Genomic DNA, 16,318 nt, shown 5'->3' with positions numbered 1-16,318 from the left:
TTCAAGATCTACACGACTAAGAATTTAGCTAGGCTGAGGCTTTGCGGGTTTCTCAACCACGGGCAATTCAGCCTTTTTCCAAGCATTAAAGCCCCCATCTAGATGGCAAATACCTGGAACCCCCATTTTTTGGAGGGCCTCAGTTGCTAAAGCAGAGCGCCAAGCTGAAGCGCAATACAGCACTAAACGCTTACCCTCACCAAAAACAGGTCTGTAATAAGGGCTATCAGGATCAGCCCAAAACTCCAACATACCGCGAGGGGCATGAATTGCATTCGGAATCATGCCGTCACGCTCCAACTCCCTGATGTCACGGATGTCCACAAAAACGGTATTTTCGTCATTTAAAAGCGCATGCGCTCGGGCCAAAGAAAGAGTGTCAATTTGAGCCATCGCTTGGGCAATCAATTCTTGATAGCCTAATTTCAATTTCATCAAAATCTCCTAAATTGCCAACGTTTTTATTTGGTCAATCTTAAGGCAAAGTTCGCAATAATCCCCTGATAATATGTTTCTATGAACTTTACCCCTACAGAGCTTGGCGCAAGCATTATTTTCGCCATCGCAGTACTGCACACCTTCTGCACCTCCTATTTTGAGACCCTTGCTAAAAAGTCATCTAGGCATTCAGGTTTATGGCATCTGTTAGGTGAAGTGGAAATCGTGTTTGGATTTTGGGCCGCCATTCTCATTATCTTTATGTGGCTTGCAAACGATTTAGAAACCGCCAAAGAATTTGCTGCCAAACGAAATTTTACTGAGCCGCTGTTTGTCTTTTCTATTATGGTAGTGGCGGGCAGCAAACCGATTCTGCATTTCGCGACGCAGCTCTTGCATAAAATGGGATCTGGCCTGCAAATTGTTTTGCGTACCAAACAGGCGTCAACACTCTATTTTTTGACCTTGAGCGTTACGCCATTATTAGGTTCATTAATTACTGAGCCAGCAGCCATGACGCTGGCAGCCTTCTTATTGCGTGACCTCGTTTATCGCCATAAATGCTCTACCCCTTTAATGTTTGGTACGCTCGGCGTACTGTTTGTCAATATTTCGATTGGCGGCACGCTCACGAACTTTGCTGCCCCTCCCGTGTTAATGGTGGCTTCTACTTGGGGCTGGGATACCATATTTATGTTTCAGAACTTCGGCTTTGAGGCATGCGTTGCTATTTTTATCAACGCATTGATAGTGACTTTACTTTTTCATAAGCAACTCGTTGAGCCCGAAATTAAAAAAGCAGTTACTCGCATTCCTATTGACATTACCGCAATCCATCTTTTGTTCTTGGGTGGCATTGTAGGGTTTGCTCATGACCCTGTAATATTTATGTGGCTACTGCTTTTCTTCATTGGATTTACAACAGCCTATCCTAAACATCAAAACCCACTGATCTTGCGTGAAGCCTTGTTAGTGGGATTCTTCTTGGCTGGATTAGTTGTCTTGGGAGCGCTTCAAGGTTGGTGGCTTCAACCCATCCTGCAAAATATGAGTCCTACTGCAGTCTTTTATGGCAGCCTAGTCCTGACGGCAATTACTGATAATGCGGCACTCACGTATTTAGGCTCGCTAGTGCAAGGAACCTCGCCTGAGTTTAAGCTGGCTTTAGTGGGGGGCGCAGTTGCTGGTGGTGGCTTAACCGTGATTGCTAATGCGCCTAATCCAGCAGGTATTGCTATTTTGCGTAGCCACTTCCCTAATGCTACGGTTTCTGCGGGATTACTCCTGTTATCAGCAATTCCGCCCACGATTGTTGCCATTCTTGCCTTACGCCTACTCTAGAAGCTTTATCCCGTAGAATCTGATCTTCGCCCCCAGCTATAAACCTGAGAACGGCATATGAAAAAGCTTTACATCAAAACCTTTGGCTGTCAAATGAACGAATACGACTCGGGCAAGATGGCCGATCTATTACATGCCGATGAAGGCATGGTCGTAACCAATACTCCCGAGGATGCTGATGTAGTTTTGTTGAACACCTGCTCTATTCGTGAAAAAGCAGAAGATAAAGTGTTCTCTGACTTAGGCCGTCTGCGTGAGCTCAAAAAATTAAAGCCTGATTTATTGATCGGCGTAGGTGGTTGTGTTGCCAGTCAAGAAGGTCAGCAAATTATTAGCAGGGCACCTTATGTCGACGTCGTCTTTGGACCACAAACATTGCATCGCCTGTCAGATCTGCTGACAAAGCGTCGTGAGACAGGTAGGCCGCAAGTAGATATTTCTTTTCCAGAAATTGAAAAGTTTGATCACCTACCCGCATCACGACAAACACGTGGCTCTGCTTATGTCTCCATCATGGAAGGTTGCTCAAAATACTGTAGTTATTGTGTGGTCCCTTATACACGGGGTGAAGAGGTTTCACGTCCCTTTGACGATGTACTTACTGAAGTAGCCGGCCTTGCTGATCAAGGCGTTAAAGAAATTGTCTTGTTAGGGCAAAACGTCAATGCCTATCTAGGTAAGATGGGGGATACCCAGGAAATTGCAGACTTTGCACTACTGATTGAATACGTTGCAGAAATTCCGGGAATAGAAAGAATTCGCTTTACAACGAGCCACCCTAAGGAATTTACGCAGCGCTTGATTGACGTCTATGCAAAAGTTCCCAAGCTAGTCAGCCACCTTCACCTACCAGTACAACATGCTTCAGATTCAGTACTATCCGCTATGAAACGTGGTTATACCGCCCTGGAATACAAGAGCATCATTCGCAAGATGCGCGCTGTACGGCCAGATCTAACGCTCTCTAGCGATTTCATTGTGGGTTTTCCTGGAGAAACTGATAAGGACTTTGCCAAGCTTCTAAAAATGGTTGAAGAGCTGAATTTTGATAATAGCTTTTGCTTCATCTTCAGCGCGAGACCCGGGACGCCTGCAGCCAATTTAAGTGATGACACCCCTTATGAGGTCAAACTTAAACGACTGCAAATATTACTAGCACTCGTTGAGTCACAGGCAACTCAGATTAGCCAGAATATGTTGGGCAACACAGAGAAAGTTCTGATTGAAGGCTTAGCAAAAGATGGTGTGAATCTGCAAGGTCGAGCTGCGAATAATCGTGTTATCCACTTTACTGCGCCAGATGAAGAGATTGAATCTCTCATAGGACAAATGGTAGATATTCATATTACTGAAGTACTCAATTACACCCTCAGAGGTGAGCTGATTCAGGCATATGCCAAGCAAGATGTCTAGTAAATCTGCCCCTGCAATCAAGTTGGTGATTGATATTCAATATGCCAGCTCAGCCATTAAAACCAAAGTGAATGCAATTGCATCTCCAGCTGTAATCAAAAAATGGGTTAAGCAGGCTAACAAGCACTTTGGCTCCATCACGCTTCGCTTTGTCAATCTAGCCGAAGGAAAAAAACTGAACTATGCTTTTCGTGCTCAAGATAAAGCAACCAATGTGCTAACTTTTCCCTACGAACTGACTAAGAGGACTTTAGTTGCTGATATTGTTTTCTGCCTTCCAGTGATTCAAGCAGAGGCATCAGCGCAAGGCAAGACCGTCAAAGCGCATTTAGCTCATCTGATTATTCATGGCTGCTTGCATGCACAAGGCCTAGATCATGAGAATAATCAAGGGGCCCAAAAAATGGAGTCTCAAGAAATCAAACTCTTGAAATTGCTCGGCTTTTCTAACCCCTACACTTCGATTTAAAGTAGCCTTCCTCGCCACTTCATTGAATTTACTTATTTCTACGATATTCTTGCTATATGCCTGACCCCAATAAATCCCTTTTAGAACGCCTGGCTGATTTTCTAACGCCTAAACCCATTAGTACTTCTGAGCGCCGCCAAGAGCTCATTGACACCCTCAGAGAAGCTCAGATTGATGGCTTGATTGATGCAGATGCACTCTCCATGATTGAGGGAGTTTTCCAGGTAGGTCAATTGTGCGCACGCGATATTTTGATACCTAGAGCACAGATTGACTGGATTGATATCAGCCTACCGTTGTCAGAGATCATTCAAAATGTGATCACTGCTGCTCACTCGCGCTTTCCAGTGTTTGAAGGCACTCGTGACAATGTCATTGGGATCTTGCTAGCAAAAGATTTATTACGCCATTCTTCTGAAAAAGACTTTCAGATACGAGACTGGTTACGTCCTGCAGTATTTATTCCAGAATCAAAGCGTTTAAGCGTCTTGCTACGCGACTTCAAAGATAATCGTAATCATTTAGCTATTGTGGTCGATGAATATAGCGGCGTTGCCGGTGTCATCACTATTGAAGATGTTCTTGAGCAAATCGTGGGAGATATTGAAGACGAACATGACATTGATGAAGAAGCAGACAATCTTATTGCTTTAGACAATGGCGACATTCGCGTTAAGGGCATTACCGAACTTGCGCAATTTAATGAGAGATTAGGCACTCAATTTGATATCGAAGATATTGAAACTGTTGCTGGTCTTGTGATTCAGCATCTGGGTAGAGTACCTAAAATGGGTGAGCTCATTGAGATCGATGGGATTGAATTTGAGGTTCAACGTGCCGATCCCAGACAGATTCACATTCTGCTCGCACGCCAACTTCCCAAACAGTCTGCCTGAGAGCTCCATTGACTGATTGGTCTTTACCCAAGCCTAGTAACAGCATCAACTTGGTAGTGTTATTTATTCTTGGAACAATGCTAGCCGGAGCAGCAGAGCTGCCCTATGGCGGTTGGATACAGATTCCGATTTTGAGCTTGATTTGGTGGCAGATTAGCCAACAAGAAACCGCATCCGCTAAACAACAATTTCTGGCGGGAATGTCATTTGGCCTAGGCTATTTTGTTCTCGGTTTATGGTGGATTTATATCAGCTTGCACGATATTGGTGGAATGCATCCGGTTGTTTCTTGTATGGCAGTTTTCTTGCTGGCAGCAGGAATGGCTTTATTTTTCTCAAGTGCTTGTCTTCCCCTTTACTTCACTCAACGTAATCGCCTTACAGGATTGATGCTCGCGTCTAGCTGGGTCCTGATTGAGTATTTGCGCAGCGTGGTACTGACAGGCTTTCCTTGGATGGGTTTTGCGGAATCCCAGTTTAATGGCCCATTTGCGCCAGTCGCTCCATTCTTCGGTGGTCTAGCCTGCACCTTTCTAGTAGTGTGGGTTGCTTGGGAGTTTTTGCAACTAAAGAAAAATATTCTCCTTAGTGGAGTCTGCATCATTTCTACCATCGTCCTTTCACAGCTCGCCGGCCTGTGGACTTTCATCAAACCCATTGGTGAACCGTTGAGTATTCGTTTAATTCAGGGTAATTTTGAGCAAAGTCTGAAATTCAATCCCCAGGCTATTGAAGACCAGTTTAGTTTTTATACTGTTGCCATTGAGAGTGAGCCGGCCGATATCATCATCACCCCAGAGATCGCGTATCCCTGGCCTCAGAGTAATCTTCCTGCCGGACTCATAGGATCTATTCAACAGTTTTCTAACAAGACATCCAGCAATATCTTGCTTGGTGTGATTGGTGAAAGCTCAGGTTCTTCTGAAGTGAAATACACCAACCGTGCGCTTGGACTATCCCCTAACTTAGCTACCTACCAATACGATAAATCCCACTTGGTACCTTTTGGAGAATTTATTCCGCCGGGCTTTCATTGGTTTGTGAATGCCTTTCATGTACCGATGAGTGACTTTGCACGTGGCCAGTTAGATCAACCTCCCTTTAGCATTGTTCGTACCGGCAAAGAAACCATTAATGCCGCGATCACAATTTGCTATGAAGATGTCTTTGGTGGGGAATTAGCCACCAGAATTCATCAGAGCAGTAAGCCAGTTAATCTACTGATCAATATGACAAACCTCGCCTGGTTTGGGAATTCCCAAGCACCAGCACAACAACTACGACTCTCACAATTGCGCTCGCTAGAAACAGGTCTGCCTGCACTTCGTGCTACCAATACTGGCATCACAGCAGCATTAGGTCCAGATGGGAAAATTTTGGCAGAACTTCCCCAATTTACCCAAGGCGTCCTAAAGACGAATATCCAACCTTACTCCGGTACGACTCCTTATGTGTTTTGGGGGAATGCCCCCATTTTGAGTCTTTCTTGCCTGCTCCTAGCCCTAGGGTTCATTCGCCAAAGACGGATTTAACTCTTATTTCCTGGTTTGCTCGCTAAGCCATGTAAAATCAAAGGCTTAGCCAGGTTAATCATGCTTACTTTTCAGCAAATCATTCTCACACTTCAGGATTACTGGGACCAACAAGGTTGCGCCCTTTTACAACCTATTGATCTTGAGGTTGGCGCCGGGACATCCCATACGGCTACTTTTTTGAGGGCTATTGGTCCAGAGCCATGGAAGGCTGCCTACGTACAACCTTCACGTAGGCCAAAAGATGGTCGCTATGGTGAGAACCCAAACCGGCTCCAGCATTACTACCAGTTTCAAGTCGTTCTGAAGCCGGCTCCAGAAAATATCCTTGAACTGTATTTAGGCTCCCTTTCTGCTTTGGGCCTAGATCTTCAAAAGAACGATGTACGCTTTGTAGAAGATGACTGGGAAAACCCAACCTTGGGTGCTTGGGGACTGGGCTGGGAAGTGTGGCTAAACGGCATGGAAGTGACGCAGTTCACGTATTTCCAGCAAGTAGGTGGCATTGACTGCAAACCGGTCTTAGGTGAAATTACTTACGGCATTGAGCGCCTAGCGATGTACATCCAAAATTGTTCCAACGTGTATGACTTAGTTTGGGCAGATGGTATTTCTTATGGTGATGTGTATCACCAAAATGAAGTGGAGCAATCCTGCTACAACTTTGAACACTCGAACGCCGAACTGCTGTTTGCAAATTTCACAAACTATGAAAGTGAAGCCAAGCGCCTAATGGAAGTGCCATTAGCTTTGCCTGCCTATGAAATGGTACTCAAGGCTGGGCATACTTTTAATCTACTAGATGCCCGTGGCGCTATCTCAGTCACAGAGCGTGCGGCCTATATTGGTCGCATCCGCCATCTTTCGCGTGCAGTAGCGCAGGCTTATTTTGAGTCTAGAGAGAAGTTGGGATTTCCAATGTGCCACCGCCAATCCAAAGTATTAGAGGCGTAATCTCAAGATGAGCATACCGAACTCTTCGAACCCTTCAAACCCCCTCTTGCCATCAGATCATCTTCTGATTGAAGTATTTACTGAGGAGCTGCCACCTAAATCATTACGTCGTCTAGGTGATGCATTTAGTGATGGTCTGTACTCCACTCTCCAAGCTGCAGGCCTTCTCAGTCAGAACTCCATTGCGACTAGCTATGCGACACCGCGTCGACTAGCAGTTCAGATCTCCCATGTCTTGAGTCAGGCACCCGACTATCCAGTGCGGGAGAAACTGCTACCTACTAGCATTGCATTTGATGCCGAGGGAAAACCCACTGCGCCCCTACAAAAGAAATTAGCCGCTCTGGGTTATAGTGACATTGACCTCGCCACTCTAGAAAAATCAGGCGAAGGAAAAAATGAAGCCCTTTTTCTTAATGCTATCGCAAAAGGTGCGACATTAGAGCTGACTACACAAGAAGCACTAGAGCAAACCTTAAAAAAATTACCTATCGCCAAAATGATGCACTACCAAGTGCGAAAGAAAAATGGTGAGTTAGTAGAGGTTGAATTTGCTCGTCCAGCGCATCGCATCATTGCATTGCATGGCAAGAACATACTCAACATCAGCGCGCTAGGCATTGATGCTAGCAATCAAACTGAAGGTCATCGCTTTCTTGCTCCGGGTGTCATCACGATTAGCTCTGCAGATCAGTACGAATCCGATCTCAGTAATAAAGCAAAAGTAATTCCTAGCTTCAATCTTCGCCATGAATATATTCAGTCCGCCTTATTAAAGGCTGCGGGCGATGACTTAGTGCTGATGCCAAATAGTTTATTAGATGAAGTAACCGCCTTAGTTGAGTGGCCAGCAATTTATGAATGCCACTTTGATCCAGAGTTTTTGGAAGTTCCACAAGAATGCTTGATCTTGACGATGCAAACCAATCAAAAATACTTTGCCTTGACAGACAAGCAAGGCCAGTTACGGAATCGCTTTTTAATCGTTTCCAATATTGAGACTGATCAGCCACAGGCCATCATTTCTGGTAATGAACGCGTGGTTCGTCCACGTCTATCTGATGCGCGTTTCTTCTTTCGGCAGGATCAAAAACGTCCGCTGGCTTCTCGGGTAGCCGACCTGGGTAAAGTGGTTTATCACAACCAATTAGGCAATCAATTAGATCGCACTAAGCGTGTGCAAGGAATCGCTATTGGAATCGCCAAAGCCTTATCTTCTGATGAAGGATTGGCTAGCCGTGCCGCTGAAATTGCTAAAACCGATTTGCTCACTGACATGGTTGGGGAGTTTCCTGAACTTCAGGGCATTATGGGTGGTTACTACGCCACTCATGATGGGGAAAATGCAGAAGTAGTAGCGGCTTGTAGCGAGCACTACATGCCCCGCTTTGCTGGCGATACTCTGCCACAAACCCAAACAGGCACTATTCTAGCGATTGCCGATAAGCTTGAAACCCTCGTAGGTATTTGGGGTGTTGGCCTAGCTCCTACCGGTGACAAGGATCCCTACGCTTTACGTCGTCATGCTTTGGGCATCTGCCGTCTCTTACTAGAGAAGAATCTTGCTTTAAATTTACCTAATTTAATTGAGCTTGCTCGCAAGCAGTTTCCGCAGAAAGAGGTTCAAGATAAAGCAAATGCTGAAGAGATCTATAGCTTCATCATTGATCGTCTGCGCGCTTACTTACGTGATCAAGCAGTGGCTGGAAAGCCATTTACTACCGAAGAAATTGATGCGGTCTTAAGTCAGTCTCCTGCCCAGCTCAATGATTTAATTGAGCGCTTGACGGCCCTACGTGAATTTAATGCCCTGCCCGAAGCTACCCAACTAGCTGCCGCCAACAAGCGTATTAGCAATATCTTAAAAAAGAACGCTACGGCTATTCCTTTACATTGCTCAAGTACGCTATTGCAAGTGCCCGCTGAAATTGCATTGCATCAGGCGCTTGAAAAAATTAGCCCTACACTTACTGCTGCTTATGAACAACGTCAGTTTGTAGACCTACTAAAAGCACTGGTAGCGCTGAGCGCTCCAATTGATCAATTCTTTGCCGACGTCATGGTGATGGATCTTAATCCAGAGTTACGCGATAACCGCCTAGCCCTCCTGCAACATCTCCACCAGAAAATGAATCTCATTGCCGATCTCGGCAAATTAGCATGAGCTCTTCCAAACTCATCATTCTCGATCGTGATGGCGTGATCAATGAAGATCGAGATGATTATGTGAAGTCAGTCGATGAATGGGTTCCCTTGCCGGGAAGCCTCGAAGCGATTGCACTCCTCAATCAAGCGGGCTATCAAATTGCAGTGGCAACCAATCAATCCGGTTTGGCGCGCGGGTATTTCAATATCAATGATCTACATGCGATGCACGCCAAGATGGATAAACTACTCAAACCGCTGGGCGGCCATATTGATAGTATTTTCTTCTGCCCCCATGCTGATGCCAATGCTTGTGATTGCCGCAAGCCACTACCAGGGATGATGAAAGAAATTGCCCTGCGTTACAAAAAAAATAATCATGTCTCTCCATTATTGGGCGTCCCGATTGTAGGTGACTCCTTACGTGACCTACAGGCAGGAGTGAGCTTGGGTGCAAGCCCACATTTGGTATTGACGGGCAAAGGTAGAAAAACGCTCGAAAAAGGAGATCTGCCGGAGGACACGCAAATTCATGCCGATCTCATGGCTTTTGCTCATGCGCTCTTACAAGATCAGGTTTAATACCAATATGACTTTGATCCGCTCCACCCTGTTTGCCCTCTTCTTGCTGATATTCACGCCAATTTGGTCTGTACTCTGCATCCTCGTTTTTCCATTCTTAAATCCTGAGAATCGGTATCGCTTTATCGGCTTCTGGAACAAAGTGGTGATTTGGATTTTGCAACCCCTTTGCGGAATTCATTATGAAATTCGTGGCATGGAAAATATGCTGGCAGTACTCGATCAACCTGTAGTTGTCCTCAGTAAGCATCAATCTGCTTATGAAACGATTGCATTTATTGCCCTACTCCCAAAACAACTCTGTTTTGTCTTTAAACGGGAGTTACTCTGGATCCCCTTCTTTGGCTGGGCCTTAGCTTTGCTCAAAATGATCCACATTAACCGCAATAGTAAAGAAACTGCCGCACTTTCAGTGGTAGGCCAAGGCCGAAAACGACTTAGTGAAGGCAAGTGGATTTTATTATTTCCCGAAGGAACTAGAACACCTACTGGCTCCCATAAGCCCTATAACAAAGGTGGTGCCAGGCTTGCGAGCGCCACAGAAGCATTGGTCATTCCCATTGCCCATAACGCGGGTCGTTGCTGGCCAAAGAATCAGTTTCTGAAACAGCCTGGAACGGTGATCTTTTCAATTGGCCCCGCTATCACTTCTGCTGGTAAAACGGGTGGTCAACTTCACAGTGAAGTAGAAAAGTGGATCGAAGATGAAATGCGAGTAATCGATCCGACTGCATACTAGTAAGTAGCAGCCTATTACTATTTTGTAATTGGTGTGGCTAAGAGCTTAGCCCATTCAATGTAGCGCTCCACAGAGATATCTTGGGCACGCGCTTTTAATTCAGACTCCGTCAAAGTCAATCGATCAGCGAAAGCGGATAAATTGGTACGCAGCATTTTTCTTCGCTGAGAAAAAGCCGCTGCTACTACTTTTTCTAAAGCAAGCCACTGGGCGGCACTTAAATCGAAGTCTTGTCGAGGAATCATGCGCACTACTGCAGAATTCACTTTAGGCTGAGGATCAAATGCTTCAGGAGGAACCTCAAGTACTAGCTCCATGTCATATCTCGCTTGTAGCATCACAGATAGCCTGCTGAACTCTGATCCACCCGCCTTAGAGACCATTCGCTCTACCACTTCAGCCTGCAACATAAATACCTGCTCATCAATTGCATAGGCAGCGGATACCAGATGAAAGAGTAATGGCGAGGAAATGTTGTAAGGCAAGTTACCAACCACCTTACACAAGCCGCTATTAGTAGGTCGGGTATTTGCCCATCCCAAGAAATCAAACTGGAGGGCATCTCCCTCAATCACATTCAAGCCCGGGAGGTTTTCTTGATTCCAATAAGCAACTAAATCCCGATCAATTTCGAGGAGATCCAAGTGCCCAAGATTAGTCAGCAAAGGCTTAGTCAGCGCACCAAGGCCGGGACCAATTTCAATCACATGCATATTTTCGCTTGGATTGATTGCAGCAACGATGGAATAGATGACACCTGAATCGTGTAAAAAGTTTTGACCGAATCGCTTACGGGCGCGATGCATCATGTACGGACATTTCGGGAATTGACCGCCAAGCGATAAGCCAGCCTTAAGGCTTCGAGCATGCTACCAGAATCAGCAATGCCTTTACCGGCAATATCTAACGCAGTGCCATGATCCACCGAAGTACGAATAATGGGCAGGCCTAAAGTAACATTAACACCACTACCAAAACTCACAAATTTGAATGGTGCCAAACCTTGATCGTGATACATCGCAATGAATGCATCTACTTTCTCTAGGCAGCCAGCATCAAACATGGTGTCACCTGGATAAGGCCCGCTTACCTGAATACCTAAGTCTTTTGCTGCTTGGATGGCTGGTGCAATCACATCAATTTCTTCGTGCCCCAGATAACCGGATTCACCCGCATGAGGATTAACACCCGCAACCCGAATCACAGGCTTAGTAAGCCCAAATTTGGTACGTAAATCATGCTCAACGATTTGTATCGTTTCCAGAATATGCTTCTGATCGAGCGCATCAGGCACCGCTCTCAACGGCAGATGGGTTGTGACTAGGGCCACTCTCAGCTCACGACTGCTGTGAAGATCTAAAAAGCCTGGTGGCAAGGTTGCGCACAACATCATGACGACGTGATCTTGATTACATCGTTTGGCGAGATATTCTGTATGTCCAGTAAAAAGGGTCTCGCCTTTAGTAAATCCCTCATTAATCACACTCTTTTGAATAGGCGCAGTCACCATGGCATCAAATCGACCATCAAGACATCCCTTTACTGCAGCATCGAGGAGATTCAGAACATATTGAGCGTTGGCGGGATTTAACTGCCCGGGCTTTACTGGTAAGGCTACTGGAACGGACTCGACCCTCAAGCGGGTTGCTAGCTCCCCCGGCAATGAAGCTATTGGAAATAGACTGGAGTCACCCAGCAAGGTAATGGTCGCTACTGGCTGCTCTTGCAAGAAGGCAAGTGCAGCTGAGATAGCTATCTCTGGACCAATTCCTGCGGGCTCACCAGAGCTAATGGCAAGATTAACGGGGGCTGGCTGCTGGATCATCTGCATTAATGATCTTCACCGTGGCAGTATCGCGTAATTCGCGCAACCAATCTTGATAAGCCTGTTCAAACTTTCGCTCCCGAATAGCTGCACGAGCAAATTGACGCTGCTTCTCTACGGTTAACTGAGCATCACGCCGCTCGAGCACTTGAATTAAGTGCCAACCAAACTCTGTCTTTACTGGGTTGCTAACATCACCAATTTGCAAGCGATTCATTGCCTGGTCAAATTCTGGAACCAGATCACCAGGACCCATCCAGCCTAAATTTCCACCATTTGCGGCAGATCCATCTTCAGAATATTTTTTAGCTAACTCACCAAAATCCGCAGTCTTTGCACGAACCTGATCGCGGTAACCTGCCAAACGTCTTTCCGCATCCTGATCAGTTAATCCCTCGCGACTACGCAACAAAATATGGCGGGATAGCGTCTGTGTCACCATAATATTTTGTGGCACTGAGGAAGCGCTTTCCTGTGGGGCAGCCTGTTGAGCCTCAGATGCTCCTGCAACTAGTGCACGACGATCTAGAACCTTAAGAATGTGATAGCCAGCAGGACTTTTCACGACTGTGTTGGCGACCTGATTGCTACCAGTGTTTCTAACTGCTTCGTAAAATAGTTGCGGCAGGCGGTCTGGGGTGCGATATCCCAGATCTTGAAACTTAATCTTCGGATTCTCTTTTGCAGCCATTGCGCCTAGTTGCAAGAAATCCACGTCGCCGCGTGCCTCACGCAAGAGTGATTCCGCTTTTTTCTTTACCTCAGCCTGAGCACCGGCACCTGCATTTGCATCAGCAGGAATAAAAATCTGTGCGACATCGATCTCCTCTAGTTCACCTTTAGCGGCAGGAGTTGAGCGCGCTACTTTGCCTCCGCCAGCGATCTCACGATTTCGATCAGTAATAAAGTTATCAATTTCCGCATCAGAAATTTTAATCTTGCCCTCTACTTCGCGCTCACGATAGCGGCTGATAATCACATCATCTTTCAATAATTGACGATAGCGATCATAGGTGGTGCCAGTGGCAGTTATCTTGACCTTTAATTCAGCGATCGTTAATTTATTTTTAGCCGCAATATCAGCAATAATTTTGTCGAGCTCTTTATTGCTTACTAGAACACCCTCTTGATCCGCGTTTTGTAGCTGAATCTTTTCGATAATGAGACGCTCAAGAATAGTCTTACGCAAAGTAGCGGCATCAGGCAGTTTGCCTCCCTGCTTTTGAAGCGCAGCAATACGGTCGTCAATTTCCTTACGCGTGACGTAACCCGTGTTTACCACAGCCGCGACACCGTCAATATTACGAATTTTGCTGTCTGCCGAAGTCTTCGAACTATCTTGTGCAAAGGCGAACTGGGGAAATAAAGCAGTGCTTGCCAATATTACGGCTACAAGCACTTGGTTCAATCGATTCCTACGCATCATTGATAGTTCTCATATATTGAAGGTGGTATGGGCTTAGAAGTAGGCATATATCCAGGAACATTCAGCTTCATGATATCAACTGGATTACTTCCAGCGCTACCAAAACCCCTAAATTCTAATTGGAACAACACTTGGGTGGTCGTTATTTGTGAGGTATTGAGCATCTGAGAATAGGCTCCCCGCAAAGTCCAACAATCCCGCGTCCACTCAAGGGCTACAAGCGTATTGAGCGTTTTAGTTGTTAAAGCGTCATAACCCCAGCGAGCTAAAACAGATACTTCACGGGTTAAAGGCCATTGTCCTGAAATATTGTATTGATCTGTAGTGGTTGCTGAAGGGACAAAAGGCTGATTATTTTGAACGGATGCTTGTGTTGGTGGGCTCCACACATTTCTATAGCCAAAGTTCAAACTTCTTCCAGGCGTAGGGCGCCAACTTCCGCCTACGGTTGTCTGCACTAAACGATTCAGCTGGGTGTTGTACTGGCCAAATACGTCTGTACTAAAGTTACCCAGCAGGCGTACTGAAGCAGAGCCTAAGGTATCAGAATAAGTTGTTGGGTTGGCGATAGTGCCATTTAGACCTACCTTCTGTCCTGCGAAGGCCTGTCGCTGAGCGAGAGTGACGTTAGCCCTTTCTGCACCAGTACTCGCCTCAATCATGCGGCTAGTTAAACCACCAGTAAGCTTATTGTTATCTGCGATACGGTCATTACCCACAAAAGTATTTTCACTAAATATCTGGGAAACACCGAAACCGGCATCCGCGGTATCAAACAAAGGGGTTTGAGCTTGACTCTGAAATGGTGTGTAAACGTAAAAAGCTCTTGGCTCCATAGTGAGTAGCATATCGCGACCAAAAAAACCTTTCAGCTCAGCCGCATCTCTTTCAAACGCTAGCCCTGAATCCAAGCTAAATGTAGGGATAGTAAAGCCCTGTACAGCTGGCGCACCGACAGGGTTGTAGGGCGTTACGTTATAGGTGTTTGACTGAAAACTCATCTTTGGGGTGATGTAGTAGCCAGGCGTAATTTGGGGGAGGGCCATGCCACCTTTAATGACTGTTCGATCAGCTTGGCTGTAAGCACCCGGAGCAGTTGCTGCCAAGTTACCGCCAATGTTGTAAGAAAAGCGCGTGAAATCGGTTGAAAAAGTCGTTGCAGGGCCTGTTGGTAAGGTAATGTATTTTCCGCTGGTATCAGCAACTGCTGGCGTTAAACGATTGTTATAAGTAGCTGTAATGTTCGGCAAAATATTGTATGGGGACTGCACCGTTACCGTTGGATCTGGCTGCAAGGTCTGGAAGGTCGTTGCCCTCGCACCCACAGTCCAATTACTCAAGCTACCCGTCAAGTTTTTAGTCGTACCAACCTCTTGCCGGAACTGACTGGTTACTGCGCCCGCAATACTTTGCGAGAAGTCTGTGGGGTACAAATTATCGGAAACCCGCGCAATATTGGCATAACCCGTCCATGCACCAGCAATAGGGATTCCACCCAATCCCAATAAGTCGCCACTAAAGTTTTGTCTCTGCTGCCAGTCATAGCGCCAGCGATCCCTTCCAATTTTGCGGTCATAAGGAAGATAGTCTCCGCCCAAACTACCCGTGTATTGCTTGTCTATGAATTGATATTTTGCACCTAACTGAACGCCACGCTGACCCATCACTCGGGGTAGTAATAGCAAATCGCGATTGGGCGCAATATTGACGTAATACGGTTGAGTTACATCAATACCATTATTGGAGTTATAGCCAGCTACTGGCGACAATATTCCGGAACGACGCTGATTAGAGGTGGGTGCAGTGAAATAAGGAACGTATGCAATAGGCACATCAAAGAATCGCATCACACCGTGAGTACCCACCATTTCTTTTTGCTCATTATCAATCTCGAGAGTACTGCTCGTGAAATACCAATCGAGATTTTCTGGAGTGCAAGTGGTGTAAGTAGCTTTATCAAATACAAATATATCCGATGTTTCAATCGTTAATTTTTTGGCATTACCCCTAGCACGGTTATCACGCAGTTCGTAATTCGGGGTTTCCATTTCACCTTCTCGCGCATCGACTCTGAAACGTGCTTTAGGTCCCTTAAAGATTACATTTCCTTTTGAGAACTCAGTATTGCCCGATAAATTTGCCACATCAGAATCCGGATCATATTTAATCTCATCTGCTTTGATAACAGTTCCGTTCCGACGAATTTGTGCACGTCCTTTTAGGCGCATTTCCCGATCGACAATTCCATCAATTGAATCACTAGAAGTGAAGGTCAATGCTTTGCCATCCTCAATCGGTTTTCCAACCCGCAGTTGATCGTCCAGCTTTAAAACAGTAACGTCACCACGATCGGGTATCAAAATAGAGTTTGCAGAGTTACTTAAGGACCGTGCCGACTGGGGCAAAGGAGCAGGGGCTTGAGCACATGCTAAAAGCGAAAATTGTGACAATGCGACCCCCAGCATTATGCGCAGGGTGACAGCTAAAAAAAGAGGGGCGCAACGGCCAGCGCAACGGCGATAATGACTCATAGATACAGACCCGTCTTATTATACGAA

The 16,318-nt window shown here is 45.9% G+C and carries 14 protein-coding genes; 9 read left to right on the top strand and 5 right to left on the bottom strand.

What is annotated here, in order from left to right; translation table 11 throughout:
• Positions 1-24: 24 nt before the first annotated feature.
• On the bottom strand, positions 25-435 hold the full coding sequence (locus ICN15_RS01040) for a rhodanese-like domain-containing protein (protein WP_216200651.1): 411 nt from the start codon (positions 433-435) through the stop codon (positions 25-27).
• A gap of 81 nt (positions 436-516) precedes the next feature.
• On the opposite strand from ICN15_RS01040, the gene ICN15_RS01035 reads away from it, so the two are divergent.
• Genes ICN15_RS01035 through ICN15_RS00995 form a run of 9 tightly spaced genes read left to right on the top strand, consistent with a single transcriptional unit; the run spans position 517 to position 10,509 of the window.
• Positions 517-1,779, top strand: a complete 1,263-nt coding sequence (locus ICN15_RS01035; protein ID WP_216200650.1) for a putative Na+/H+ antiporter — start codon at positions 517-519, stop codon at positions 1,777-1,779.
• A gap of 57 nt (positions 1,780-1,836) precedes the next feature.
• Positions 1,837-3,192, top strand: a complete 1,356-nt coding sequence (gene miaB, locus ICN15_RS01030) for a tRNA (N6-isopentenyl adenosine(37)-C2)-methylthiotransferase MiaB (RefSeq protein ID WP_216200649.1) — start codon at positions 1,837-1,839, stop codon at positions 3,190-3,192.
• A complete protein-coding gene (gene ybeY, locus ICN15_RS01025) occupies positions 3,185-3,661 on the top strand; it encodes an rRNA maturation RNase YbeY (protein WP_216200648.1) in 477 nt (158 codons plus the stop codon). The genes miaB and ybeY overlap by 8 nt, the downstream gene beginning before the upstream one ends.
• 56 nt (positions 3,662-3,717) lie before the next feature.
• A complete protein-coding gene (locus ICN15_RS01020; RefSeq protein WP_216200647.1) occupies positions 3,718-4,557 on the top strand; it encodes an HlyC/CorC family transporter in 840 nt (279 codons plus the stop codon).
• Between the two features lie 8 nt (positions 4,558-4,565).
• Complete coding sequence (gene lnt / locus ICN15_RS01015; RefSeq protein WP_255532816.1) at positions 4,566-6,089, top strand: apolipoprotein N-acyltransferase; 1,524 nt, start codon at positions 4,566-4,568, stop codon at positions 6,087-6,089.
• A gap of 60 nt (positions 6,090-6,149) precedes the next feature.
• Positions 6,150-7,043: a glycine--tRNA ligase subunit alpha gene (glyQ, locus tag ICN15_RS01010; protein ID WP_216200646.1), complete on the top strand. Its 894-nt coding sequence runs from the start codon at positions 6,150-6,152 to the stop codon at positions 7,041-7,043.
• A gap of 7 nt (positions 7,044-7,050) precedes the next feature.
• Complete coding sequence (glyS, locus tag ICN15_RS01005) at positions 7,051-9,207, top strand: glycine--tRNA ligase subunit beta (RefSeq protein ID WP_216200645.1); 2,157 nt, start codon at positions 7,051-7,053, stop codon at positions 9,205-9,207.
• Complete coding sequence (gene gmhB / locus ICN15_RS01000; RefSeq protein WP_216200644.1) at positions 9,204-9,770, top strand: D-glycero-beta-D-manno-heptose 1,7-bisphosphate 7-phosphatase; 567 nt, start codon at positions 9,204-9,206, stop codon at positions 9,768-9,770. Before glyS ends, gmhB begins: the two co-directional genes overlap by 4 nt.
• Before the next feature lie 7 nt (positions 9,771-9,777).
• The gene (locus tag ICN15_RS00995) at positions 9,778-10,509 is read left to right on the top strand and encodes a 1-acyl-sn-glycerol-3-phosphate acyltransferase (protein WP_216200643.1); all 732 of its coding nucleotides are present in this window, start codon (positions 9,778-9,780) and stop codon (positions 10,507-10,509) included.
• Between the two features lie 17 nt (positions 10,510-10,526).
• Here the strand turns inward: ICN15_RS00995 and rsmA are convergent, their stop codons facing one another.
• From rsmA to ICN15_RS00975, 4 genes are read right to left on the bottom strand one after another with little or no spacing between them, the layout of a single operon-like run.
• Positions 10,527-11,315, bottom strand: a complete 789-nt coding sequence (gene rsmA / locus ICN15_RS00990) for a 16S rRNA (adenine(1518)-N(6)/adenine(1519)-N(6))-dimethyltransferase RsmA (protein WP_216201483.1) — start codon at positions 11,313-11,315, stop codon at positions 10,527-10,529.
• Positions 11,315-12,340: a 4-hydroxythreonine-4-phosphate dehydrogenase PdxA gene (gene pdxA / locus ICN15_RS00985; protein ID WP_255532815.1), complete on the bottom strand. Its 1,026-nt coding sequence runs from the start codon at positions 12,338-12,340 to the stop codon at positions 11,315-11,317. Before pdxA ends, rsmA begins: the two co-directional genes overlap by 1 nt.
• Complete coding sequence (locus ICN15_RS00980; protein WP_216200642.1) at positions 12,309-13,760, bottom strand: peptidylprolyl isomerase; 1,452 nt, start codon at positions 13,758-13,760, stop codon at positions 12,309-12,311. The genes pdxA and ICN15_RS00980 overlap by 32 nt, the downstream gene beginning before the upstream one ends.
• Positions 13,757-16,291 (bottom strand): LPS-assembly protein LptD, encoded by a 2,535-nt coding sequence (locus ICN15_RS00975; protein WP_216200641.1) that lies wholly within the window; start codon positions 16,289-16,291, stop codon positions 13,757-13,759. Before ICN15_RS00975 ends, ICN15_RS00980 begins: the two co-directional genes overlap by 4 nt.
• Positions 16,292-16,318 lie beyond the last annotated feature (27 nt).

It is taken from the genome of Polynucleobacter sp. CS-Odin-A6 (assembly GCF_018882095.1).
Lineage (GTDB): Bacteria > Pseudomonadota > Gammaproteobacteria > Burkholderiales > Burkholderiaceae > Polynucleobacter.
This window is presented reverse-complemented; position numbering and strand designations above follow the sequence as displayed.

What these genes read in the sequence shown, in the direction of transcription:
- miaB (WP_216200649.1), top strand. Translation starts at nt 1,837, where the DNA reads ATGAAAAAGCTTTACATCAAAACCTTTGGCTGTCAAATGAACGAATAC.
- glyQ (WP_216200646.1), top strand. Translation starts at nt 6,150, where the DNA reads ATGCTTACTTTTCAGCAAATCATTCTCACACTTCAGGATTACTGGGAC.
- ICN15_RS01020 (WP_216200647.1), top strand. Translation starts at nt 3,718, where the DNA reads ATGCCTGACCCCAATAAATCCCTTTTAGAACGCCTGGCTGATTTTCTA.
- ybeY (WP_216200648.1), top strand. Translation starts at nt 3,185, where the DNA reads ATGTCTAGTAAATCTGCCCCTGCAATCAAGTTGGTGATTGATATTCAA.
- ICN15_RS01035 (WP_216200650.1), top strand. Translation starts at nt 517, where the DNA reads ATGAACTTTACCCCTACAGAGCTTGGCGCAAGCATTATTTTCGCCATC.
- rsmA (WP_216201483.1), bottom strand. Translation starts at nt 11,315, where the DNA reads ATGCATCGCGCCCGTAAGCGATTCGGTCAAAACTTTTTACACGATTCA.
- ICN15_RS01040 (WP_216200651.1), bottom strand. Translation starts at nt 435, where the DNA reads ATGAAATTGAAATTAGGCTATCAAGAATTGATTGCCCAAGCGATGGCT.
- ICN15_RS00975 (WP_216200641.1), bottom strand. Translation starts at nt 16,291, where the DNA reads ATGAGTCATTATCGCCGTTGCGCTGGCCGTTGCGCCCCTCTTTTTTTA.
- pdxA (WP_255532815.1), bottom strand. Translation starts at nt 12,340, where the DNA reads ATGCAGATGATCCAGCAGCCAGCCCCCGTTAATCTTGCCATTAGCTCT.
- gmhB (WP_216200644.1), top strand. Translation starts at nt 9,204, where the DNA reads ATGAGCTCTTCCAAACTCATCATTCTCGATCGTGATGGCGTGATCAAT.
- ICN15_RS00980 (WP_216200642.1), bottom strand. Translation starts at nt 13,760, where the DNA reads ATGATGCGTAGGAATCGATTGAACCAAGTGCTTGTAGCCGTAATATTG.
- glyS (WP_216200645.1), top strand. Translation starts at nt 7,051, where the DNA reads ATGAGCATACCGAACTCTTCGAACCCTTCAAACCCCCTCTTGCCATCA.
- ICN15_RS00995 (WP_216200643.1), top strand. Translation starts at nt 9,778, where the DNA reads ATGACTTTGATCCGCTCCACCCTGTTTGCCCTCTTCTTGCTGATATTC.